The sequence below is a fragment of the Enterobacter cloacae complex sp. ECNIH7 genome (assembly GCF_002208095.1).
Lineage (GTDB): Bacteria > Pseudomonadota > Gammaproteobacteria > Enterobacterales > Enterobacteriaceae > Enterobacter > Enterobacter cloacae_M.
Window position 1 is genome coordinate 4,195,693 of record NZ_CP017990.1, and the last position, 23,264, is coordinate 4,218,956.

The following is a 23,264-nucleotide window of genomic DNA, read 5'->3' on the forward strand; positions in this document are numbered from 1 at the left end:
TCTCAGTGATTTCCTGAAAGTTTCAGACAGTGCGCCATGGATGAAATACAGACAGGCATCAGTTGTATTAGCTCAGATATGACCTGACACATCTATGGCACAGAGCCAAACCTAATCTGACAGACAGCTCTGTGCCAAAAATGGAAGCTAGGAAATATTGAAATATTTCAGACAAAACGAGACTCAAAACAGCTATTGAAATCAGGCCAGCATAGCGGATACATTACGCACGTTGTTACCTTGTATCATCAGGATGCCGTTGACTGTGTTTATCAGCCGTGAAGTCATTTCCAGAATCGTGCTTATCATCATGGCTGTTGCCGTGCTGAGCAGTTCGCTTATGGCAAAACCACAGGCTGTCTACAACGTCCAGGATACAACGTCCATCAGTGACCATCAGCACGACAGCGATGAACCGCTGAATGAGCACGATCCGTTGCTGTTCCACTCGCACGGTAACGTGCATCACCTCAATGCCGATCATTCCCACGATCTGAACAAACTCTTCACACTGACTGCTTTGCAGGCCTGGAACGCAGGCATGCGGGCGATGTTTGCGCTGAGTTCAGAACAAATCCTGCGGATGCCCCTGGCCGCCCCCGAACGCCCTCCGAGATCCCTGATTGCCTAATAACTTCCTTTAATTCGTTATTATTCAAACTGTAAGGGTTTTTATGAATACCAGCCTTGATATGCAGGGCCGGTTGAGCGGTGGCCTGCTTTCTGCTCAGGCGCGTTCAGCTTGTCTGTTTTTTTTGTTGTTATTGCTGTTCTACAGCCAGGGCGCGTCTGCCCACGGCGTGGCGGAGGGCGACAAAGGGTACATCCAGGAAATCACCGGGATTAACATCATTCCGTTTATCTATCTTGGCGCGAAGCACATGGTGACCGGTTACGATCACCTGCTGTTTCTGTTTGGCGTGATTTTCTTTCTCTACAAAATGCGCGATATCGGGCTGTACGTCAGCCTGTTTGCTGTCGGGCACTCAACGACGCTGCTTATCGGCACGTTCTTCAATATCAGCGTCAGCGCTTATCTTATTGATGCCATTATCGGTCTGTCAGTGGTCTACAAAGCACTTGATAACCTTGGAGCTTTCCAGCGCTGGTTTGGTTTTCAGCCAAACACGAAGCTGGCCACGCTCATCTTTGGTTTCTTCCACGGCTTTGGTCTGGCGACCAAAATCAAGGAGTTCGAAATCTCTCCCGATGGCCTTTTCGTCAACCTGATTGCCTTCAATGTCGGGGTGGAGATAGGCCAGCTGCTGGCGCTCAGCGCCATCCTGATCATCATGAGCTACTGGCGGCAGACGGCGGGCTTTTTCCGCCATGCCTACACCGCCAACGTCGTCATGATGAGCGCCGGTTTCCTGTTAATGAGTTACCAGATTTGTGGCTACATTTTAGCCTGAGGGAGAAAAGAGAATGTATAACACTGATTTACCTACCCGTGCAGAATTGCCGTCGGCATTCAAACTGATGCAATCAACCATCCTGGCGGCGATTGTTGCGCTGACACTGCTGATCACTATCGTCATGCCTTCCGAATATGGTATCGATCCGACAGGCGTAGGACGTTTGCTGGGTCTCAAGCAAATGGGAGAGATAAAAACACAACTGGCTGCTGAAGCCGTTGCAGATAAACAAGCAAGTATAGGTCAATGGGGGCAGTCAACGACCCCGGAAAATGAACGCCCGGTGCCGGATAATCCGCCGACGATCACACAAAACAACTACCCGGAACTTAGCGCACCAGTGACAACCCGTTCGCCGGAAGTATCAACAACCGGTTCTCAACGCAATCAGTTGCTGATTACGCTGAAACCGAATGAAGCGGCTGAAGTGAAGATGGAAATGCGTAAGGACGCCCGGGTGGCTTTTCAGTGGATGAGTTCCGGCCCTGTAAACGTTGATGCGCACGGCGATCCGGTTAACGCACCGAAAGGGTTTTACCACGGCTATGGCAAGGACCGGCAGATAACCTCCGGAGATGGGGTATTGCAGGCCGCCTTTGACGGGAAGCACGGCTGGTTCTGGCGAAATCGAGGTTCGCAGACGATCACGATCCAACTGGATACCAACGGGGAGTACATGAGTATCAAGCGCGTCATCTGATTGATCGGGCCCGCATGATGCGGGCCCATTTTATTCATCCCGGCAATACAAGACTTTACACTCCAGCCCTTACATCCTCCCCGGGGGGATGCTAATCTTTTTAAACCATTGTCATTGTCCATTGAGAGAAGCATTGAGCGATGTACCTGATGTTTAAGCGTTCACCCCGTTATGTTCTGATGATTGTCATCATGGCCTTTGGCATGATGATGTCGTCGATGGGGACGTTTGCGTCGCACGGTACAAACGGCCTGACAGGCTACGAGATGAATCTGCACGATGCAGAAGTCACCATGACAATGCAGGATCACTCTCACGATTCGGATATCCCTCAGTCTGGTCACGCAGGTCATCATCAGACAGACCATTTCCATGAAACCCCTGAACAGCCGCCCTCTGTGGAGATTTCCCTCTCCCCTGTAGCAGACAGATGGTTGCCACTTGCCGATCTCCGTAGCCCGGTTAAAGCCACGGACATCATCTACCGTCCTCCCAGCACCCGCCAGATCTGATCGCTGTTACCGGCAGCTGTTTCCTGCCCGGCTTTAATCAACTTCAGATTTAGCGGAGAGGCTATGTATAAAGACTCTATCCAGGCGCGTCGCGAGATTGCGCGGAATTTCACTGCACTCAATTATCGTATTGATCCCCTGCACTGGCAGACGCTCTGCATGGGCGTTAATCGCGACCTTCAGGCCAAAAAATTGCGTCCGAATGTTCCGGTTCCTTCACGGCGGAAGGTCATTCCGTTCCTGAAAATGATGCATCAGGAAACGGGCTCGATGCTTAAAGCGATCCTCGCCTTTGGCTTTGACGGCCCCTGGACCTCCAGCGGCGGTTCGTTTCGTCTGGCGCGGGAAATTGGGTTCGATATCGTTCACTACGCGAAGAACATTCACCACAAAAATGGCACCGTCACCTTCCTCGAAATTGGTGCTGCCTGGGCGGGTTTTCGTGCAGAAGAAGCGGCCAGCCATCAGGCGACAATTTCCGGGCTTGCTGAGGGCTTCAGAGAGCAACTCGGGGAGAGTGCATTCCTGCACTTCACCAATCTCACGCCATGGCATGAATCGCTACCAAAAGGCGTGACTGAGCACCCTTACGTGACGGCTGCCGGGCTGTGTGCCCTGGAGAACCGGGGCGTTCAGGCCGGTGAGGTCGATATTATCTACTCCCAGGCAGCGGCCTATTTCGAGCAGGATTACGCGGCATTCCTTCGCAGCGCAGCACGCCTGCTGAAAGGGGATGGCGTCTTAATCTTCAACCATGATCCTGTCCTGGCAAGTGCGATGGATGAAGTCGCCTGGGAGCACGGGCTGCGGCTGGTCAGACGCAAGCAAATGGGCGGCATGAATGGCGCGATTGCCCGCTATCACCGGCTTCGTTCGTCCCCGATGAGCCAGATGGTCTTCCCTGGCGTGAATCGGGCGCAGGATGAAGAAGTGGTCTGTGAATCACTGGTTATGTCGGCGCTTCGTCGCAGCGTGGAGGTGTAACGCCCGATATGTTGACGCGTAGACATTTCCTCACCACCACAGGAGCATTGCTGATGACAACATTACTGCCGGGGGAAACCCTGGCAGCCTCTCTGGCGGAAAGAGTCAGTAATACATGGCAAAAAATAATCACTCGTCGCTCTGCTCAGGAGACGATAACACCGGGCTGGATCTTGCAGTCTCTCGGGCTTCAGAGTGGCTCAACGGAATTGCGGAGAGCCATTTTTGAACTGGTCAGGCGAATGCCCTATCAGCTCGGTTCATGGAATGACCAAAGCATGAGCCTGTTTGAGCAGGGTTTTGGCGATTGTCGTCATAAAGCCGCCGCGGCCGAACGACTGCTGGTTGCCGGTGGTATTACGGCAAGGCGAAAACTGGTGCAGTTTGACTGGGCTGATTTACCCATTCCTCCGGAAATACTGGCCATTTTGCCGCAAACACAGGGGTTTCATGACACCGTGACTTTTGAGTTAGACGGGAAAACATTCCTGTTTGATGCCACCTGGGATATCGCTTTGCGCGGTGCGGGCTTCCCTGTGATGCCTTCCTGGGATGGTAACTCTGATACCTGGTCAGTGACTTCCCGGATGTCGACACAGCAAACTGTACAGATGCCGCAGCCCGGGCAGGACATTTACAGCGCGAACCAGATGAGCTGGCCGCAGCGCGAGAAAACCATGGCATTCAATCAGGCCCTGAACAGCTGGCTGGAGGATATTCGGGCTAACCGTGACGACTGGTGCACCATCATCCACAGCGATGTTGAAGCCACCCGTTTGAGCCTGAAAACCTGCCTTGGGCAATTGAGTTAATACCATTCTGGTCAGGAGGGACTGCGCAGGGAAGCGGTGATAACACCTCCGACACTCTTTATGCTGCTTCAGGTATAACGCTGGGATACCTGAAGCTTTTTTACGCCATGTACGATTCCAGTGAGTGCCGGCAATCAGCGAATCCGGCATAAATGGTTTCAGGGGGCGTTAACAGGCAAAACCTGACAGTTTTTTCTCTTGCCTTATCGTTTACAGACTAAAGAACACTCAGGGTCCTGTACCGAGTAGATGAAGAACAATCCCGGCGGCGCAACAAGTGGCCAGTGTCGTCATCATTCCCAGCTTCAGGCGGAACAGCGCCAGCATGGCAACACAGGATAGCGCAAGTGACCAGGGTTCCAGGCTGGACAGTACCGGTACCTGCAGGACCATGCCAAAAGTGCGAACAACATTAATTTGCGCAAACAACGTATGCAGGGCAAACCAGACGGACAGGTTGAGTATCACTCCCACGACAGCGGCGGTGATGGTAGACAGTACGGCATTGAGTGCCTTGTTGTTACGCAATGCCTCGATATAGGGCGCACCGATAAAAATAAACAGAAACGAAGGGGTAAAGGTCACCCATTTGGCTAAAATACCGCCCAGCGTCCCGGCCAGCACCGGGCTGAATACTCCCGGATCGCGGAATGCCGCCATAAATCCTACAAACTGCACAACGCTAATCAGCGGACCCGGAGTGGTTTCAGCCATCCCCAGTCCGATTAACATTTCCCCCGGGGTAAGCCAGTGAAAATGTTCAACAGCCTGTTGCGCCACATAAGACAGTATCGCGTAAGCCCCGCCGAACGTGAGCACGGACATCTTACTGAAAAATACCGCAATATGGGTATAGACGTTATCAACCCCCATCGTGACCACAAAAGCCATCAGCGGTCCCAGCCATATCAGTAAACCCAGGAGCGTCACTTTTATGGCTCTTCTGTGAGAAGGTCGCACGTGTTCAGGGATTTCCTGAGCAAACGCGACATCAATCGCTGCCCCGGAATCATCCGCCGCATCGGGTTTGTCAGAGCCTGAACGGGGCTGAAAAGCGCTGATCCCGGTTTTACTCCCGATAAATCCGATCAGCGCAGCTGCCGCAATAATGAACGGAAAAGGGATGGCAAACACAAATATCGCGATAAATGACAAGACGGCAACACCCACCATGGCCTGGCTTTTTAGTGCCCGCCGGCCGACCCGCATTACGGCTTCCAGCACTACGGCAAGCACCGCAGCCTTGAGGCCAAAAAAGAGCGCCTGGACAATGCCAATCTGGCCATAGCTGGCATAAATCCAGCTCAGTGTTCCCAGGGCCAGCAGGCCAGGCAGAATAAATAATATCCCGGCAGCAAGCCCTCCCCGGGTGCGATGCAGTAACCAGCCGATATAGACGGCCAGTTTGTGTGCTTCCGGACCAGGAACAAGAGTGCAATAGTTGAGGGCGTGCAGGAAACGGGTTTCACTGATCCAGTTTTTTTCTTCCACCAGTATCCTGTGCATCACGGCTATCTGGCCTGCCGGTCCGCCAAAACTCAGCGCGGCAACCCGCACCCATACCAGCAACGCTTCTCGAAAAGACACACCGTGCCGTTCATATGCCGGTGTTTGCTGAGAGGGAAATACCGGGTCTGAAGAACTGCTGTTATTGATGTCCATGACTATGATGACCTGTGTTGATGGATCCACACCGGAGGCTTAATGACCCGGCTTATCGTCGCTGGAGGCGCTTTTGCTGTAGGTCAGCAGAAGGCTGTCAAAAATGGGACAGGCCGCATTCAGCAGTTGCTCATCGTCGGTAAAGGTTTCACGTAATCCCGCCAGAATACTTTCCACCCCGGCAGCCTCCGGGGGCTGGGCACCGCCGACATCAAGGTAATGCACGAGTATCCCGGTGCGTGAAAGCCCCTCCTGTTCCAGAGAAAAACCAGCCAGCAGCACTTCAAAAGTTACCCTGTTATCCACATGACTGAATGTGGCCCCATCGAAGTCAAACCCGATAGCTCCGGCCGGACATTCCGCCGGATTGCTCATCCAGAGAAATTTTGCCCGGGGATCAATAAAGCGCCGGATTAACCACGCACAGGCCAGTCTGTCCACCCAGGGACGCCGTCGTGTTGCCCAGACTCGCTGTTGATAGTCACTTATGCGTAACTTCGGGATGGTACCGATCACCATATGAGGTTCATCAGGTGACAATATCCGCGAGCAGGCCATCTCCAGTTCCTGTAGTGCATTGTCCGCCTGGCGCTGCGCCTCTCCCGGAAAGAAGTCGATGTCAGCAAGACCGGTAAACGATTTTCGCAGTTTGCGAACCAGCCTGAGTGTTTCCTGGACATTCCCCCCGGTCAGGGCTCCCTGTGCACGTGAGATCTCTACAAGCAGTACCGCAAAATCTTCACCACGATCGAAAAGATTGGCGAAACAGGAACCTTCAGGCTCTTCAGTATTGAGTACCAAAGCCATCCCTCCAGCATCACAGACATCCTTTGCCTGAGCATCCAGAGTCATCCTGCATAATTCTGTTTCAGGCATCAGATAGACACCATCCCGCAATACTGCCGCTCCGGACGCTTTGAGTGCACGCCAGATCCGCATCCGGACGGCGGCGTTTTCTGTCGGAAGCGACAGGATGAGAAGGAGATATTTCATTTTCACTCACCACTCTCTGTTTATTGTCTCCCCTCCTTCGAGGGATTTTGTTAATGATATAACAGAATGAAGAATATGCTACATATTTACAATGAATGCGAATAGAGTGGACTCGCTGATGAAGACTTAATGAGCTTAAAAACTGAAGTTAATTACTGACGAATGTCTCTTTAATCCTCCCCACCAGGATAAAGCTTGTCATTTTTTTCAGCTCCCTCTATGCTTTCAACATCCCCCTGGGGGGGATGTAAATTCAAGCCAAGAGATTTCCTGATGCTCAATATTCTTTCTAATCGTACCTACCGCCACCTGTTTATGGCACAGGTTATCGCCCTTATCGGCACCGGTCTGGCGACCGTTGCCCTGGGGCTGTTAGCCTACGATCTTGCCGGAGACAGGGCCGGGGCGGTTCTGGGTACCGCACTGGCTATCAAGATGAGCGCCTACATTCTGGTTGCGCCTGTGGCAGCGGCCTTTGCCGACAAATTCCCGCGTCGAACCATGCTGGTGACGCTGGATCTGGTTCGCGCCCTCGTGGCTGTCGCGTTGCCTTTTGTCACCCAGATTTGGGAAATCTATATCCTGATCTTCATTCTTCAGTCTGCCTCGGCGGCGTTTACGCCAACCTTCCAGGCGACAATCCCGGATATTCTTCCTGACGAACGCGAATATACCCGGGCGCTGTCTCTGTCACGTCTGGCCTACGATCTGGAAAGTGTAATCAGCCCCATGCTGGCGGCGGCGCTGCTGACGGTCATGAACTTCCACAACCTGTTTGCCGGTACGGCGGTCGGGTTCCTCGCCTCAGCGACTCTGGTTGTTTCCGTGACGTTGCCAAAGATGAAAGCGTTAACGGTCAACCGCAGCATCTATGACAAAACCACACGGGGCATGCGCATCTTCCTGAAAACCCCAAGACTGCGCGGCCTGCTGGCACTCAACATGGCCGTGGCCGCAGCAAGTGCGATGGTTATCGTCAACACCGTGGTTCTGGTTCAGGCGGACTTTGGTCTCTCGCAGCGCTCCACCGCCATTGCGCTGACCTTCTTCGGTGTCGGATCCATGATATCGGCTCTGATTCTCCCCAGACTTCTCGACAAAATGAGTGACCGCATGCCGATGCTTGTGGGCACCGTACTCTTAGTCGTTGGCCTGGGGCTGGGCATTTTCCTCAAGGATTACATCACGCTGGTTGTGCTCTGGACGCTGCTGGGCGTGGGCTATTCGCTTTCTCAGACGCCGAGTGGTCGCCTGCTGCGCCGTTCTTCTACGGCTGAAGACAGACCGGCACTGTTCGCCGCCCAGTTTGCACTGTCGCATTCATGCTGGCTGGTGACTTATCCGCTGGCCGGGTGGGTCGGTGCAACATGGGGGACACAGGCTTCGTTCATCGCCCTGACCATTGTGGCCGCACTGTCACTGATTACTGCCGTTCTTATCTGGCGGCCTGAGCATGAAGTTTACGCCCAGGTTCACAGCCACACCGATCCAGAAACAAACAACGAATCGACCCATGAGCATGATTTCGTCATTGATGATGAACACCCTTCATGGCCGAAGAAAGAGAAGTAATTTCCGTAAAACAGACAAACGGGCAGGAGAGGATAAGCCGATAAAACGTGTGACCATGGCGTTGATACACATTATCTTATCCCCTCCACCTGGAGAGGATAAATCATGACCGTTCACGCATCACACCCTGACATTATTAAAAGACTTAAGCGTGCCGCAGGGCACCTGAAAAGTACCATCCAGATGCTCGAAGATGAAAAAGCGTGTCTGGATATCGCCCAGCAGCTGCACGCTGTGGAAAAGGCGATAACGAATGCGAAGCGTACCTTAATTCATGACCATCTGGATCACTGCCTGGAGGACGCCCTTCATGCCGACTACACTGAGTCTGATAACACGCTTAGCGAATTTAAAGAGATAACCAAGTATCTTTAAGGCAAGCGAAATATGACTGATTTTTCTGCTCTTTTACAGCAAGGCGTGGCGAATGCCTGGCTGTTCATCCCCAGCGCGATCCTGCTGGGTGCGCTTCACGGCCTGGAGCCCGGGCACTCCAAAACAATGATGGCCGCCTTTATTGTGGCTATCCGGGGAACGGTCAAACAAGCCGTATTATTAGGGCTTGCCGCGACCATTTCGCACACGTCAGTTGTCTGGCTGATTGCCATGGGCGGAATGTATGTCAGTCAGAAATTCACCGCCGAATCGGCTGAACCCTGGTTCCAGCTGATTTCAGCGATCATCATTCTTGCCACGGCGGCATGGATGTTCTGGCGCACCTGGCGCGGCGAAAAACTGTGGAAGATGGAGCAGGAAGAGGAACACGGCCACGGTCATCACGATCACGACGAAACCCGCATCATCGATACCGGTCATGGCAGCATTGAACTCTCAATTTTCGAGGAAGGCCAGCCGCCTCACTGGCGTTTACGCACGCTCAGCGGCAAGAAATGGGAAGCCCGCGATATCTCGCTGGTCACTAACCGGGGCACAGGAACATTTTCACAGGCCTTTGATTTCATCGAAAAAGACGGGTTTATGGAATCGGCCCTGGCGATCCCGGAGCCGCACAGTTTTGATGTTCGTCTCTCTTTGGGTCATCGCGGCCATGTACACGATTATGATGTGGAATTCCGCGAGCATGAACACGGTCACGATCATGACCACGATCACTCCGCGCTGGAGGGACTGGATGTTAATTCCCCCGAGTATCAGGACGCCCATGAGAAAGCGCACGCGAACGACATCAAAAAACGCTTTGCCAATCGCAGCGTAACCACCGGGCAAATTATCCTGTTCGGCCTGACCGGAGGACTCATTCCTTGCCCGGCAGCCATTACCGTTTTGCTGCTCTGCATCCAGGTGAAAGAATTTACGCTCGGTGCCGCGCTGGTACTGTGTTTCAGCATTGGGTTAGCGATTACGCTGGTTTCAGTGGGCGCAGCAGCGGCTTTCAGCGTTCGTCAGGCAACAAAACGCTGGAGCGGCCTGGATACGCTGGCACGTCGGGCCCCGTACTTCTCAAGCGTACTGATTGCCCTTGTTGGCATCTACATGGGTTATCACGGCTGGATCGGCGTGACCCGCTGATTTCGCCTTACATGACTCTTCTCTGAACCCACCCCCCGGTGGGTTTTTTATCTCTGAAGCCCATCACATTTTTATCCCCCTACCGGGGATAGCAATTGAGCTTTTACAGGCGCTCATTTATCATCAAATCATCCCCCCTGGGAGGATGTAAAATCATAAATGGAACCTGCTATGCAAAAACAATATTTCAGTCAGATTCGTCGTCAGTTCTTCAACGTCACCGGTATGTTACTCACTTCATTCATCGCCATTCCTGCCCTGGCAGCGCAGGGCGGCTTCTCCGCTGAGAAAGAGCCTGTCGTCACTGAGCGCATGTACGCCGGTCATAAAGTTCAGCAGGAGAATGGTCAAAGTCGTATTCAGGCCGTTCCTTCAATGCGCGAAGGGGCGTGGGTAACGCTGGAAGGCAATGTTATCAGTCAGCAACAGGAGGAATGGTACACATTCCGTGATCCTACCGGCACCATCAAAGTGCGCATTCAGCAGAAGGTCTGGAACGGGCAACATTTCGACGCTCAGGATCTGGTGCGTGTTAGTGGCCAGGTAAGCCATGAAAATGGTAGTACAATTTTAGACGTTGCAGTTATCAGCAAACCCTAAAACACAATTCTGGCGAACGGCACTTTTCTGGGCATGTGAAGTTCGTCAGTTGAATTCACAGCTCAAAGCAGACTGTCAGATTTGATTGTGTGCTGCCAGATAAAACTGTCAGGTCAAGTCTGAGCTAATACACATCAGTACGGGTGAATTTGTCGCCGTAGAGTCTGTACATAAATTTGTGTAATTGCCTGATTTTGATATGTTCAATCCAACATCAAAAGCAGGTTAATTTATGGACGAAAAACAGTTGCAGGCTCTGGCTAACGAACTGGCCAAAAATCTCAAAACCCCTGACGATCTCAACCAGTTCGATCGCCTGCTGAAGAAAATCAGCGTTGAGGCGGCTCTCAACGCCGAAATGTCCCACCATCTGGGCTACGATAAAAATCAGCCCAAACTGGGGGCTAATTCCCGTAACGGCTATTCCACAAAGACCGTTACCACCGGCGATGGCCCTCTGGAACTACGTACCCCACGCGATCGTGATGGCTCCTTCGAACCCCAACTGGTGAAGAAAAACCAGACCCGCATTACCGGCATGGATAACCAGATTTTATCGTTGTATGCCAAAGGGATGACCACACGCGAGATCGCCGCCGCGTTCAAAGAGTTGTATGACGCGGATGTCTCACCCGCGCTGGTCTCAAAGGTCACCGATGCGGTCATGGAGCAGGTTGTCGAATGGCAAAATCGTCCGCTGGATGCAGTCTATCCCATTGTTTATCTTGACTGTATCGTCCTGAAAGTCCGACAGGATAGTCGTGTCATCAATAAATCAGTGTTCCTGGCGCTGGGCATTAATATCGAAGGCCAGAAAGAGTTGCTGGGGATGTGGCTGGCCGAAAATGAAGGGGCGAAGTTCTGGCTGAATGTGCTGACAGAATTGAAGAATCGTGGCCTGAACGATATCCTCATTGCCTGCGTTGACGGCCTGAAAGGTTTCCCGGACGCCATCAACGCGGTGTATCCGGAGGCCCGCATCCAGCTGTGCATCGTGCATATGGTGCGCAACAGCCTGCGGTTCGTCTCCTGGAAGGACTACAAAGCCGTCACCCGCGACCTGAAAGCGATTTACCAGGCACCGACGGAAGAAGCAGGCCAGCAGGCGCTGGAAGCGTTCGCCGCAGCCTGGGACAGCCGCTATCCGCAGATAAGCCGAAGCTGGCAGGCAAACTGGGCCAACCTGGCGACGTTCTTCGCTTACCCGGCAGACATCCGCAAAGTCATCTACACCACCAACGCCATAGAATCACTGAACAGCGTGATCCGGCATGCTATCAAAAAGCGTAAGGTGTTCCCGACGGACGACGCGGTGAAAAAGGTGGTGTGGCTGGCAATCCAGGCGGCCTCACAGAAATGGACGATGCCGCTGAGGGACTGGCGTATGGCAATGAGCCGCTTTATTATCGAGTTCGGTGACCGCCTGGACGGTCACTTCTGAGAAAAGGCATTTACACAGAATCGTGTACAGGGTCGTCGCCGTAATACGCATGTGCCTCCTGTGAACAGGCAATCTCATAATGCCCCCTGTCTATAATACAATACGTAAAACCCGTTCCACCCATCCCAAAAACACACGCCCAATAACCGAATCGTCACCAGAAACAAAAACTCTTTTACTCATTACCCTCTACCATATTATAAACACGAGCCACGTAATGTCCCCTGCCATCGCCATGTCCCAGATCCATTGATGTCAGAGCCTGTGCCTCTTCTTTAGTGAAACCTCTTTTCATATGATAATTCATGACATCAACAGAGTAGGCATAGCGTAAACTATGAGGCGCATATTTTCCTGTTAATCCGGACTCACGGACAACATTGCGATAACGTTCAATCGCTGTATGTAATGATGGCTTATCAATCAACTTTCCATTATTTTCATTCAAATGTTTAAGGGACGCATTGATTGCAGCCAGAGTTGACTCGCGATCTAATACCGTTGTATCTCTTGGTCGTCCTCCTTTTGTCCCAAATACAACACGTATTTTTTCGTTACCATTGAGTAAAGCTTTTTGCCAGGTACGCAACGATTTAGCAGACTGTACTGTTTCTTCTGTTCTTAACCCGAGTAATCTGGATAATCTCATTGCACATGCAACGCCATCATCCTTTTGCTCTACACACGTCAATACCTGCCGAAAATAAGCATCGGGAATAGCAACCTTAGTTCCATCCCGGCTCGTTTCCGAAATACCCAGAGCCTGATTGCTCAGTTTTTCATGAGAAGGATTTGCCATGAATGTTTTCCCCGCAACACGTAACAAAGCCCGGATAGCTGCCATTTCGTTCTGAAGTGTGCGTCTGGAAATATCTTCGGAAAGGCGGCTCTTCATATACAACTCGATATGCCCCGTCTTGATATTTTTAATATCTCTGATTTGAACATTAAGTTTTAATAAACGTTCGGCAAACCTGTCCGCAATTTTCATTCGGTCAGAAACGGTTTTAAAACTTCCCCCTGCCTGCCTGGCAAGTGTTTTAAGATTTTTATTCAGTTTTGCCATAAACAACCCTCCATTTAAACAGGTGTCAGTGCTTTTCCGTCTGCGTGAACGGAAAAGCACTGACACCGGCTGCGCCACAGCTACAGACGATGAATTTCACCCCGACGGCACGGTTTATGGTTGCCCTTCCTGCGTCTCGACAGATATCTGTGCATCGGGGCGGCGAAATGTTGAGTTATTGCGAAGCTCCCCAGGTCTCTGACCTGTTCGCGGTTTACACCGGGCTGAAATTAATCAGTCTGCTTCCACACACCAGTATGTTGACTGGTGTCGCCATCGATATCGTGTCGATTTTCTCCTTTCAGAATGAAGTCCTTACCCGTTTTTACGGGAAAGACGTTTGGTTGATAAATGAACAAACAGTGAATGAAGTACGTTTTTAAGGCCCTTAAACCTTTAAATACGTGTTGGTCAGTTGGTAAAAAAGTTGTCGAAATGGCAGTGCGTCAGCTCTGCCAGTTATGCGCTGCGCGCGTCACTTGGTACTCGTTTCACTCGTGCACAAGTGACGCCGCGCTCCTCTGCTCTCAATGCAGTCGTGGAAGATGCCCAAATGTTCCAAATGGTCATATCCACGCTGCAAAGTTCGCAACGGCCAGCAGCGTCATAAAGAGTGAAAACGATAAGAAAATTGCGACCAGACAACGGCTGCAAGACGTACCTAAAAAACAGATACAGAAGTGAAAGGGACCTTCATCGCCAGATTCAAACTGTATGCGATCTTCGTTTTCAAAGGGTAAACGAAGTTACCGCCCGAAGGCGCCACCTCTCAGGTCACGGTGGCATTGGCATGGCGATCACCCGAAGGCGCCTCTCTCAGATCGCCGAGGCATTGGCATGTTGCATACAACGCAACGGTACAACAGAGTCATATTAGATCAGAGCTCGATCCATTTTCAATGGTTACGACAATAAAAAGCGGAGCTGGTATGCTCCGCATTTAAATCATGAAATAACGGTATATATTCAATTTTGACTTTCTGAAACTATTTTCTCTTGCATATACTCTGTGAAAGACATTATCTCAGGATATATGAATTCTTTAGTGAATCCATATAAATCCAGTTCCTTCCTGATTTCAATAATTTTCTCTTTTGGAATGACTATCTTCAAAAGCCCCGAGTTTGATTGTAAACCGGAAAGACTTTCCTCATCTATTTTCGACACCGTATTACTTGCACCAAACATGGAGGCCGCATAAACTTCTTCATTTATTTTATTTGAAAAAAGCAATACGCCCTGCTGGTTTTTTACCCGTTGATTTATCGGTAGTGGTTTTATTATAGTCTGATGCTTATTAAAAATATCAACGTTATCGTGACTCCTACTGTAATTGTAGTCTAGATCCCCTAAGAATTGTGTCAAACTCCCAAACAAACGGGTGACAAGATTTTGACCAGTAAAACTGAAATTCAGAGTCATTAAATCAAAAAGATGAAGGCTTTGATTCAAATATAATTTAATCCCTGTCCCTGGTTCATAATGAATTAAGAGTGAACTTACATCATCCAGATAATCTTTTATATTTTTCAATAAAACTGGATCAGAAGGGTTCGAAATATAAAGAGCATGGTTAGATTTATAAAACTGAGAACTTCGACGGTAAATTTCCTTGTAAGCATCTTTCTCTGATTTTATTGCAGCGAGAAATTTCGAGCTTTGCACTACATCTAATTTACTATCTGGAGTATCCCAAATCATAAAAACAGAAGCATCAGTTAGCTCATCTGAATTTTTTCTTTTTTCTGTAGCAAAATACAGAGCAACTAATGGGCTTTTTGTCCAGTCGATAACCCTTGTCGATAAACCATAGTGTTGAGCTGTCACATGAAGATCAATTTCGTTCATAGTGTATCCGCTGATTATATTCACATCAGGATACACAACATGATTATCTTTAAAATTCTCATAAAGCTTATGTGCCAACACATACTCTGAAATGTCATCAGTCTGCATTTGTTGAGTAATAAAATTATACTGTGTTATATTAAACGGTTTTAATTTCGTATTATCTAACAAGCGATAAAGGCTGGAATTCACTCCATGAATAGCATTTCCCTGCCCACGATAAAAAACTTTTTCATTTCCCGGTGAGAATCTTTTCACCACCTTAAGAAAATCACCTACGGAGCTTATTACCTCTTCTGCACACATATTTTTTCCTTTTTTCAATGCGTTAGTGCACTAATATTTGTCTAATTATCATTATCTGCTGTTTTACGTAATGATAAGACAATAACATCAAACGATGCTTTATCAACAAGTTAAAAAACAGTACTTGATTCTTTCACCCCCTCAATTAATACTGTATATGCATACAGTTAATCAATGGGTGAGATCATGCGTGTTTTATCCTTCCTTAGTCCAACATCAGAGCCGCCAGAAGTATCGATTCCATTGTTTATCGAGAGCTGTTCCGCAGGTTTTCCCAGCCCGGCACAAGACTATGTAGAAGCCGAACTAGATCTGAACGAATACTGCATTCAGCGACGTGGCTCTACTTACTTTGTACGAGCTATTGGTAATTCAATGACAGACATCGGTCTTCATTCAGGTGATTTAATGGTTGTTGATAAGGCCGAACCAGCACGGCATGGCGATATCATTATCGCGGAGATCGATGGTGAATTTACCGTTAAACGACTGCTGCTCACCCCACGTCCGGGGCTGCAACCAATGAATCCTGCGTATCCAACGCTATGGCCAGAGCCAGAACAGCTACAGATTTTTGGAGTTGTTACCGCTTTTGTTCATAAAACTCGCGGAGCACAGTGATGTTCGCCTTAGCCGACGTGAACAGCTTTTATGCGAGCTGTGAGAAAGTCTTTCGTCCTGACCTGCGTGGCAAACCAGTAGTAGTGCTTAGCAACAATGATGGCTGTGTGATCGCACGCTCAAAGGAAGCCAAGATTCTGGGTATAAAAATGGGCGTACCATGGTTTCAGCTCAAAGCGATGTCATTTCCAGAACCCATCGTCACGTTCTCCAGTAATTATGAGCTCTATGCCAGCATGAGCAACCGTGTAATGTCCCACCTGGAAGAACTGGCACCGCGCGTGGAACAGTACAGCATTGATGAAATGTTCCTCGACATCCGTGGCATCGATAGCTGCATGAATTTTGAGGATTTCGGCCGGCAACTACGCGAGTATGTCCAGAACGGGACCGGGTTAACAATCGGTGTGGGGATGGGGCCAACCAAAACCCTCGCTAAATCTGCGCAGTGGGCATCAAAAGAATGGGCCCAGTTCGGGGGCGTACTGGCCCTGACACCAGGAAACCTGAAGCGAACGGAGAAACTGCTGTCCCTGCAGCCAGTCGAAGAAATCTGGGGTGTTGGCAGTCGCATCGGCAAAAAACTGAATACCTACGGGATCACCACTGCTCTGCAGTTGGCCCGCATGAACCCGACCTTTGTGCGCAAGAATTTCACGGTAGTACTGGAACGCACGGTACGCGAACTGAATGGGGAAGCATGCATATCGCTTGAAGAGGCTCCTCCGTCGAAACAGCAGATTGTCTGTAGCCGCTCCTTTGGGGAAAGGATCACAACCTATGAGGCGCTGCGTCAGGCTGTTTGTCAGTACGCCGAACGGGCAGCTGAGAAATTACGGGGAGAACGACAGTATTGCCGGCACATCTCGGTTTTCGTCAAAACCTCACCATTTGCAGTCAAGGAGACTTATTACGGCAACGTGGCCAGTGAAAAGCTGCTCCTTCCCACACTCGATACACGGGACATCATCACCGCCGCAGTAAAAGCTCTGGATCGTATTTTTATAGATGGCCATCGTTATGCAAAGGCCGGTGTGATGCTGAATGACTTTACACCCACCGGAGTTTCTCAGCTAAACCTGTTTGACGAGATACAGCCGCGCGCAAACAGCGATGAGCTGATGAAAGTGCTGGACGGGATCAACCATTCCGGACTGGGAAAAATATGGTTTGCCGGACGAGGGATAGCGCCGGAGTGGCAAATGAAACGTGAAATGCTCTCACCTTCTTATACAACGAAATGGTCAGATCTCCCTTGCGCTTCGATTAGATAATTCTAGTAGCTCTGTATATGCACCGGTTTACCGCGCATGTTGAGTAATCTGCTTCATCAAACTTACTGCTTCATCTGCAGGCATCTGAAACTGAACCCGGTGCCTGGCAGCGACATCAAGGGCAAACACCTTCGTGTACACCTCCGTCGAGCTTACTGACTTATGGCCCATCAGGCTCTGCAGCACCTTCAGCGGAATACCGGCGTAAAGCATGTGCATGGCATAGGAGTGACGGAACGTGTGCGGCGTCACTGGTACGGAGAATGTAATGTCATCGGCCGCAGCGGCTTCGACCGCTTCATTCAGCCAGGTCCTGACCGTCCGATCGGTGATCTCCCAGATGCGTGCCTTTTCCATTCTGCCGGTATGTTTATTTTTACGTTCCAGCGGAATTTTCAGGGTGGCCACCATCATCTCCAGCTGGCTGACGTACTGGCTGTCGGACAGCGGAACCAGACGGTGCGCCTGACTGCCGGCGGGCGCACGGCCTGCCGTTCTGGCGGCTTTTTCCGCGCGCTGCTTCAGCGTGGCCAGCTGCACGAACGGGTACGGCGGCGCCAGCGAAAAATCCCCCCGCGTCAGCGCCAGTGCCTCGTTAATCCGTGCGCCGGTGTTCCAGAGGGTGGCCAGCAGCATCCTGCGGTGCAGATCCGGCACGTAATGGAGCAGGGCGCTGACTTCCGGTGCCAGCAGGTATTTCGGCAGTTCGTCGTGCACCAGAGCCATCTGGCGCAGCGCAAGCGCGGCCGGGTAGTCGATGGCTACCGGTAACAGCGCTGAAGGTGCCGGATGCTGCCCAGGGGTAACGAGTCCGGTCATCAGGATTCTTCTCCGGCTGGAGGGATGTACAGTGCTGATGAAATGATTTCCCGGTTTTCCTCGGTGCGCCAGTTACCGAAATAATCCAGTTCCAGACGCAGGGACAGATGAGCGGCCTCTATCAGGTCAGATACTTTCTGCAGGGCATTCTGCAGTTGCTGCGCTGATATGACTCGTGGCACATCGTATTCATCCACGCCGTTGCGGTGTACCAGATCGTTTCGCCAGTCTGCAATGATGCCCAGCGGCTTAACAGGCCAGACGGGCGGGATGTGGAGTACGGCACCGAAATAGCGCTCAATAGTTTTAACGTTATGAAACGTCATTCGGGAAACATAATTGCGCGCAGCAGGTCTGAACATATGAAGTTCCATCTCACGAGCTGACTGCTTTTCGTTTTTTTTGACACGTTCGGACTTCAGGTAATACTCCACAAGAAAACGACAAAGTGGCCAGTCATGCTCAAGCAGCGCCCTGGCGCAGTACATCAGGTATGCCTCCATCACTGTAACTGTATGCACGAAAGACATCCTGTACACCAGTTCAGACTGCTCCTTATCGAGCAGGGCATCTAGCTTCTTCAGTTCCTGTTTTGCATGCTGGTAGCGCTCCTGAATATTATTCAGGGAAGCCACAAACAGCCCGTGTTCATGATCCCATTGTGCTTGGTCTGCAAGCGCCTCCTGTTCCCAGTAGTACAGGTTCGCGGCCTGCTCCCATTCTTCAGAATTGGGGACTACATCCGGGTAATTATCCTCAAGCCATTCATCAAATCGTTCAGCTTCAATATCCATCAACTGGTCTTTGAGGCTTCCCATAACGCCATCCTCCTGTGTGTTTTTGTAAATGTGAAATCCCGCCCGCCATTACTCAGCGCCCCTGCACTGTTGTGAAATCCCGTCAATCGTCAGAATCACCACCGTACATCCGATTTATATAATTAACTGCTCCCATATCCAGCTGCATAACTGACTGGCGATTGAGGGGTGGCCAGACTTTATCGCTTTCTTTAATGCACCGGTCGGCAGCATTAAAACGCCATGTTTTGCTCTGGGCATCAAATCCAGCAAGTGAACGCCCACCCGTTATAAGTTCTGGTGTACCGGTGCCAAAATTCAGGATCCACAGCCACTCCAGTTTATAGTGCATGAGTCTCAGTACACTGATTAACTCTTTAAATGTCATCACGCCTCTCACTCATTCCACATAAAATGTTCCCGCCATGAAAACATATCTTCCTGACGCCATCCCTGCCTTTTGTATTATCGCGCTTTGTGATAATCACTCACCTGATAATAACCAGGCATATAACCACGCCATTAAATTACCGGATGCCGGTTCCGGCGGGATCCGATTTTCTTACGTATAACGACTTTCCGGAAGGGTACCACGGTCAGTGAAGAAGCAGGGCGGCCTTTTTCCGCCCTGCTCGCCGGGTCACGAAAGATGGCGAAAATACAGCATATAGCGTGACGGTGGCGGCATTCCCCCCACATGTCGGGTTAAATAGCCGCAGCGCCCCGGAGGGGGGAAGCAGATCCGGGTCAACCTTTTTTCGGATCTCAGGAGCGGGGAAAAGGGATTATTGTATGAATAGCACTAAAAGAGAAGGATTGTTGCGAATTGGTGATTATTCCCTGAGGAGCAAAATTTGTATTGATTGATAACTCTAATTCAATTAAACAGCGACCCCATCAGGGGTCACCGTAATTTTGATCAGCGATGTTCAAACCGCGCCACTGGTGTATCAGTGATTTCCATCTCCATCTCCCAGAGCGTTTTCATTACACCTTCAAGTGGATCGTCGCTGCTGCGGTAGAAGGTGTTGAAAAGGGTTCCATCCGGATACCTGAACAGCCTGAGTTCACCAAAGGATTCCGTGCTGACCATAAGTGAATACTCCTGTTCGGAATTGTGGACAAGGTAAATAATACAGTTATTTACCCTGAAGGGCAGAGAGTGGATACCCCTGGCTGACGCATCAGCATGTATGTCAAAAGCTGCATGTCTTTCCCGCTGATAGGCCAGATCTCTCAATTCTTCACTGAAGCAAGAACCATAGATCACCAGAATGTAATTCTTTTGATCAGCGGACCGTCGCGCGACTTGTTTTAGAAGAACATCCAGGCTTTTAACTTTCATCGTTAGTTTGGCCTGTGATTTCCACAGTAAATAATGCAGTTCGTTGAGAATATTTGACCTTACATCTGATACAGACGGAAAATCTCCGTAGAAATTACGATTTATCTCTCTGGAAACATACTCTTTGGAAACATTGCCTGAGATAAATCTGACCTGCCAGTGGCGATTACACTCTGTATCTTGAGAAAAGCTGAAATGTTTAAGTAGAGCATGTTCAGTCAATATTTCTGGGGATTCTTTTGTAAGACGAATATCGGTATTCCGCAGTCGTTCCTGGTCTACTTCAGCAGCAAGGATATCTGCCATTTTACTACGACTGAAAACATCAATGTATTTATCCAGAACATCATTAAAAAAAACCACATTCGTTACATAATCTGCTTCTGAAATGATATAGCCTTCATAAGGGACTGAAGGGTCTCGCTTCAGTCGTTCAAGAATAGAAATTATTCTGTGTTTACTGAAGTAGGAAAACAACCCTCCCGCCAGGGCTTCATTAACACGCTGTGTAACCTGTTCCGCAGGCCTTGCGAGCTTTATAGCCAGCAAGGCAAACGCCCCGTAGAGACTCCCTAAATCTTCATATACTCCTGTATACATACGCCCAGGAATGTAAGGCCTTTCATTATATGAGTTCATAACCTCAATGGTTTCGGATAACCCACTGTACCAGCTTGTATTCGTATGCAGATTACAGTGCTCAATTCTCAGTATCATGTCAATGATATCGACAGAACATCTGAATGCAGGCGTCAGCGTGTCATGTGTATCTCTATCTTCATATAATTCAGACATAATGAGATGATTCACAAGATCGGCTAAGTCTATATTTTTTTGCGGTTCAAAATGCGCAATAAGATACCCTGCCATTAACAACCGCAAATCAGATAAGGCATTTGAAAATATAATGGACAAGGCCGCATCTTTTTTATACAGGCTGCCCCTGAGTAACATATCCCACTGCGGATCAGTCTCCTTCTGGGACAGATAATCCGGAGTCAGGAAGAAACTGTGCCAGCGGTACTCTTCCTCCCAGTACCGTGTAAACCGGCTCTGATTAAACCAGAGGCAGAGAACGTCGTGAGCATATCGCACGGAAGAGGCATTATCGGCAACCACTGACGGAATAAGAAGCCTGGCGGTATTATGCAGATGATACATCAGGCGGCCAGAAGAATCTTCACTCCCGGGTTTGCCAGTGATCGTGGTCATACTCCAGCCTTCCCACAGTCCGATATACTCGCGGATAAGGGCCTGGTGAGTCAGCTCCTGGCTGGCCGAGAGGGGGCCCCCCAGTCCCGCTTTCCACTCGTTTAACACATGCCACACCCTGAAAAGCGAAAGTAAAAACTGTCTGAAATCGGTAAAACACGTGCTCTGTGTTTTTCTGTACACTTGCAATGGAATGGCCATCGATTCACGGAAATATTCGCCTGAATATTCCGTTGATTTTACGGATTCACGAAAAAACTTTCTCAATTCATAATGGAATGAATCACTGAAAGTATGGCTAAAACCTGATTCTTTTACTTCATCCAGATAATTTTTATCGACCCCGTAATTGTAACTTCTTTTGATAGAGGTATAGGTATCTGTTAATCGTTCAATCCCTGTTCTGAAGACGCTAATATTTTTATCGTTAAGTGCATCGTAAGCCTCACCAAAGAAATCAAAAGTAATATCATCCAGATCCCTTTTGTTCTCAGGGCGCCCTGTTACAATACAACGGCTAAATAACCACCGCCACAATCCTGAAACAGGCTTGATATTTCTCGATGACAATAAAGTCAGTTCACCAGAACGAACACCAAAGGAGGGCAAAATGATAATTTCCGCATCCTGCCCATCTACCGCCTCTAGCCTTCTCAGCAGAAATAAAAATGGCCTAACATAAATATCTGTAACAACATCACCTTTACTGATATTAGATTTAACATGAAGCATGTCGTCTTTCTCAGAGATTGAGTAAGGCAGTGTTTTAATATTACCGAGGTAATTTTCACCTACGTTAGCCCCCGGGTAGCGCAGCCACGCCAGAATATATGCTTTTTGAATGTAGTCATCCACTATCTGAGACAAAAAAAACTTATTCATTAGTCGATCGCGCTTGCTCTCATCCAGGACATTCAGACTGGAGACGAAGAACCAGATAGACAGAATAATATTGAAAAGCATCCACACAAAAGCAGTAACGGCGAAAGCTGTATTAAGGTATCTGTCACCAACAGATAACGTCATACCGCCCAACACAATAAATGCGGCAAGTGACAGTCCACTCAGACCAGCAAACAAATATCCGGAATGAAGTTGATATGCTGATTGGATATGGATCCTTGCTGATTTTTTTTGAAACAGAACACTTATAAGGCCCACGACAAGTGGAAAAACGATACCGATAATAGTCAACTGGCTACCCAGTAAATTAGACATCCAACCTGAAAGCGTGGTAATACCCTTGAAATGCTGCAGAGCGAAAGGTAGTAGTACAGGGCGAAAATATTCGACCACGCCAACAGCCGCGAAGGCTGCGGACCAGAGAACCAGCATAGCCCGGATGTAATGGGTGGTGCAGGCAATAAGTATTCTCTCCACCGGGTTCCAGCGTAGTTTTTTGTAATCCCGGTTCGACTTCAGGCTCCGTCGGAGCTCAGCTCTGACCTGCCATGAGACACTTTTTAGAAGTTTTCCAAACATAGATATCCTGCGTTTTCCATAAGAAATTTCATGAATAATAAGCGGTAGGGAGCTTTTTTTCTCTGGAAAATGTCACCTGATGCCCTTCATGCAAAGTTCGTCACCCTATTATCCGATTTATGCTTTTTTCGGATCGAAGGGAAACAGAACATTGCATAATCAGAGACAAAATCGGAATACAATGCAATTTTAGCAATGATGTAATACTGTGAGCTTTACAACCTGCAATTTCTAGGAGTGCCAAGGTGAAACAAGGATCCCGGACTGCTGAAA

Annotated in this window: 21 protein-coding genes and 1 pseudogene; 14 read left to right on the forward strand and 8 right to left on the reverse strand. The window is 49.5% G+C overall.

Annotated elements, in window-relative coordinates:
* The first annotated feature begins 265 nt into the window (after nucleotides 1-265).
* From WM95_RS20755 to WM95_RS20780, 6 genes are all read left to right on the forward strand, one after another.
* Nucleotides 266-631, forward strand: a complete 366-nt coding sequence (locus WM95_RS20755; protein WP_032676625.1) for a hypothetical protein — start codon at nucleotides 266-268, stop codon at nucleotides 629-631.
* A gap of 43 nt (nucleotides 632-674) precedes the next feature.
* Nucleotides 675-1,412, forward strand: coding sequence for a HupE/UreJ family protein (locus tag WM95_RS20760; protein WP_032676624.1), 738 nt, complete (start codon nucleotides 675-677; stop codon nucleotides 1,410-1,412).
* 13 nt (nucleotides 1,413-1,425) lie between these two features.
* The gene (locus WM95_RS20765) at nucleotides 1,426-2,115 is read left to right on the forward strand and encodes a hypothetical protein (protein WP_032676623.1); all 690 of its coding nucleotides are present in this window, start codon (nucleotides 1,426-1,428) and stop codon (nucleotides 2,113-2,115) included.
* Nucleotides 2,116-2,264: 149 nt separating this feature from the next.
* The gene (locus WM95_RS20770) at nucleotides 2,265-2,627 is read left to right on the forward strand and encodes a hypothetical protein (RefSeq protein WP_226991620.1); all 363 of its coding nucleotides are present in this window, start codon (nucleotides 2,265-2,267) and stop codon (nucleotides 2,625-2,627) included.
* Nucleotides 2,628-2,690: 63 nt separating this feature from the next.
* Entirely contained in the window at nucleotides 2,691-3,611 is a 921-nt protein-coding gene (locus tag WM95_RS20775; protein WP_032676620.1) for a hypothetical protein, read from the forward strand.
* Between the two features lie 53 nt (nucleotides 3,612-3,664).
* Complete coding sequence (locus tag WM95_RS20780) at nucleotides 3,665-4,423, forward strand: hypothetical protein (RefSeq protein WP_032676619.1); 759 nt, start codon at nucleotides 3,665-3,667, stop codon at nucleotides 4,421-4,423.
* A gap of 228 nt (nucleotides 4,424-4,651) precedes the next feature.
* On the opposite strand, the gene chrA is transcribed toward WM95_RS20780, so the two are convergent.
* Together chrA and WM95_RS20790 are read right to left on the reverse strand one after the other, a co-directional pair.
* Nucleotides 4,652-6,085 (reverse strand): chromate efflux transporter, encoded by a 1,434-nt coding sequence (chrA, locus tag WM95_RS20785; protein WP_032676618.1) that lies wholly within the window; start codon nucleotides 6,083-6,085, stop codon nucleotides 4,652-4,654.
* A 39-nt stretch (nucleotides 6,086-6,124) separates the two neighbouring features.
* Nucleotides 6,125-7,078, reverse strand: coding sequence for a chromate resistance protein ChrB domain-containing protein (locus WM95_RS20790; RefSeq protein WP_032676617.1), 954 nt, complete (start codon nucleotides 7,076-7,078; stop codon nucleotides 6,125-6,127).
* A 273-nt stretch (nucleotides 7,079-7,351) separates the two neighbouring features.
* Here WM95_RS20790 and nirA point away from each other — a divergent pair, with 273 nt between their 5' ends.
* The 5 genes and pseudogenes from nirA (at nucleotide 7,352) to WM95_RS20815 (ending at nucleotide 12,221) form a co-directional block, all read left to right on the forward strand.
* Nucleotides 7,352-8,650 (forward strand): MFS transporter, encoded by a 1,299-nt coding sequence (gene nirA, locus WM95_RS20795; RefSeq protein WP_032676616.1) that lies wholly within the window; start codon nucleotides 7,352-7,354, stop codon nucleotides 8,648-8,650.
* A gap of 105 nt (nucleotides 8,651-8,755) precedes the next feature.
* Nucleotides 8,756-9,025, forward strand: coding sequence for a nickel-sensing transcriptional repressor NirB (nirB, locus tag WM95_RS20800; protein ID WP_032676615.1), 270 nt, complete (start codon nucleotides 8,756-8,758; stop codon nucleotides 9,023-9,025).
* A gap of 12 nt (nucleotides 9,026-9,037) precedes the next feature.
* The gene (locus WM95_RS20805; protein WP_032676613.1) at nucleotides 9,038-10,180 is read left to right on the forward strand and encodes a nickel/cobalt efflux protein RcnA; all 1,143 of its coding nucleotides are present in this window, start codon (nucleotides 9,038-9,040) and stop codon (nucleotides 10,178-10,180) included.
* A 159-nt stretch (nucleotides 10,181-10,339) separates the two neighbouring features.
* Nucleotides 10,340-10,833, forward strand: a pseudogene (gene nirD, locus WM95_RS20810) (nickel resistance OB fold protein NirD).
* Between the two features lie 179 nt (nucleotides 10,834-11,012).
* Complete coding sequence (locus tag WM95_RS20815; protein WP_015386429.1) at nucleotides 11,013-12,221, forward strand: IS256 family transposase; 1,209 nt, start codon at nucleotides 11,013-11,015, stop codon at nucleotides 12,219-12,221.
* 175 nt (nucleotides 12,222-12,396) lie between these two features.
* On the opposite strand, the gene WM95_RS20820 is transcribed toward WM95_RS20815, so the two are convergent.
* Entirely contained in the window at nucleotides 12,397-13,287 is an 891-nt protein-coding gene (locus tag WM95_RS20820; protein ID WP_032676611.1) for an integrase domain-containing protein, read from the reverse strand.
* An 89-nt stretch (nucleotides 13,288-13,376) separates the two neighbouring features.
* Here WM95_RS20820 and WM95_RS20825 point away from each other — a divergent pair, with 89 nt between their 5' ends.
* Nucleotides 13,377-13,670 carry a hypothetical protein gene (locus WM95_RS20825; RefSeq protein WP_123923334.1) on the forward strand — a complete coding sequence of 98 codons (294 nt, stop codon included), beginning with the start codon at nucleotides 13,377-13,379 and terminating at the stop codon, nucleotides 13,668-13,670.
* A gap of 583 nt (nucleotides 13,671-14,253) precedes the next feature.
* On the opposite strand, the gene WM95_RS27270 is transcribed toward WM95_RS20825, so the two are convergent.
* Nucleotides 14,254-15,441, reverse strand: a complete 1,188-nt coding sequence (locus tag WM95_RS27270) for an FRG domain-containing protein (protein WP_032676608.1) — start codon at nucleotides 15,439-15,441, stop codon at nucleotides 14,254-14,256.
* A 186-nt stretch (nucleotides 15,442-15,627) separates the two neighbouring features.
* Here WM95_RS27270 and umuD point away from each other — a divergent pair, with 186 nt between their 5' ends.
* Nucleotides 15,628-16,062 (forward strand): translesion error-prone DNA polymerase V autoproteolytic subunit, encoded by a 435-nt coding sequence (gene umuD / locus WM95_RS20845; protein WP_032676607.1) that lies wholly within the window; start codon nucleotides 15,628-15,630, stop codon nucleotides 16,060-16,062.
* Nucleotides 16,062-17,336 (forward strand): Y-family DNA polymerase, encoded by a 1,275-nt coding sequence (locus tag WM95_RS20850; protein ID WP_032676606.1) that lies wholly within the window; start codon nucleotides 16,062-16,064, stop codon nucleotides 17,334-17,336. Before umuD ends, WM95_RS20850 begins: the two co-directional genes overlap by 1 nt.
* 27 nt (nucleotides 17,337-17,363) lie before the next feature.
* Here WM95_RS20850 and WM95_RS20855 read toward each other — a convergent pair whose 3' ends face one another.
* The 4 genes from WM95_RS20855 to WM95_RS20870 form a co-directional block, all read right to left on the reverse strand.
* Nucleotides 17,364-18,155, reverse strand: coding sequence for a site-specific integrase (locus WM95_RS20855; protein WP_032676605.1), 792 nt, complete (start codon nucleotides 18,153-18,155; stop codon nucleotides 17,364-17,366).
* Nucleotides 18,155-18,973, reverse strand: a complete 819-nt coding sequence (locus WM95_RS20860) for a hypothetical protein (RefSeq protein WP_032676604.1) — start codon at nucleotides 18,971-18,973, stop codon at nucleotides 18,155-18,157. Before WM95_RS20860 ends, WM95_RS20855 begins: the two co-directional genes overlap by 1 nt.
* An 82-nt stretch (nucleotides 18,974-19,055) precedes the next feature.
* Complete coding sequence (locus tag WM95_RS20865) at nucleotides 19,056-19,343, reverse strand: hypothetical protein (protein ID WP_123923331.1); 288 nt, start codon at nucleotides 19,341-19,343, stop codon at nucleotides 19,056-19,058.
* A gap of 528 nt (nucleotides 19,344-19,871) precedes the next feature.
* The gene (locus tag WM95_RS20870) at nucleotides 19,872-22,991 is read right to left on the reverse strand and encodes a hypothetical protein (protein ID WP_032676602.1); all 3,120 of its coding nucleotides are present in this window, start codon (nucleotides 22,989-22,991) and stop codon (nucleotides 19,872-19,874) included.
* Nucleotides 22,992-23,264 lie beyond the last annotated feature (273 nt).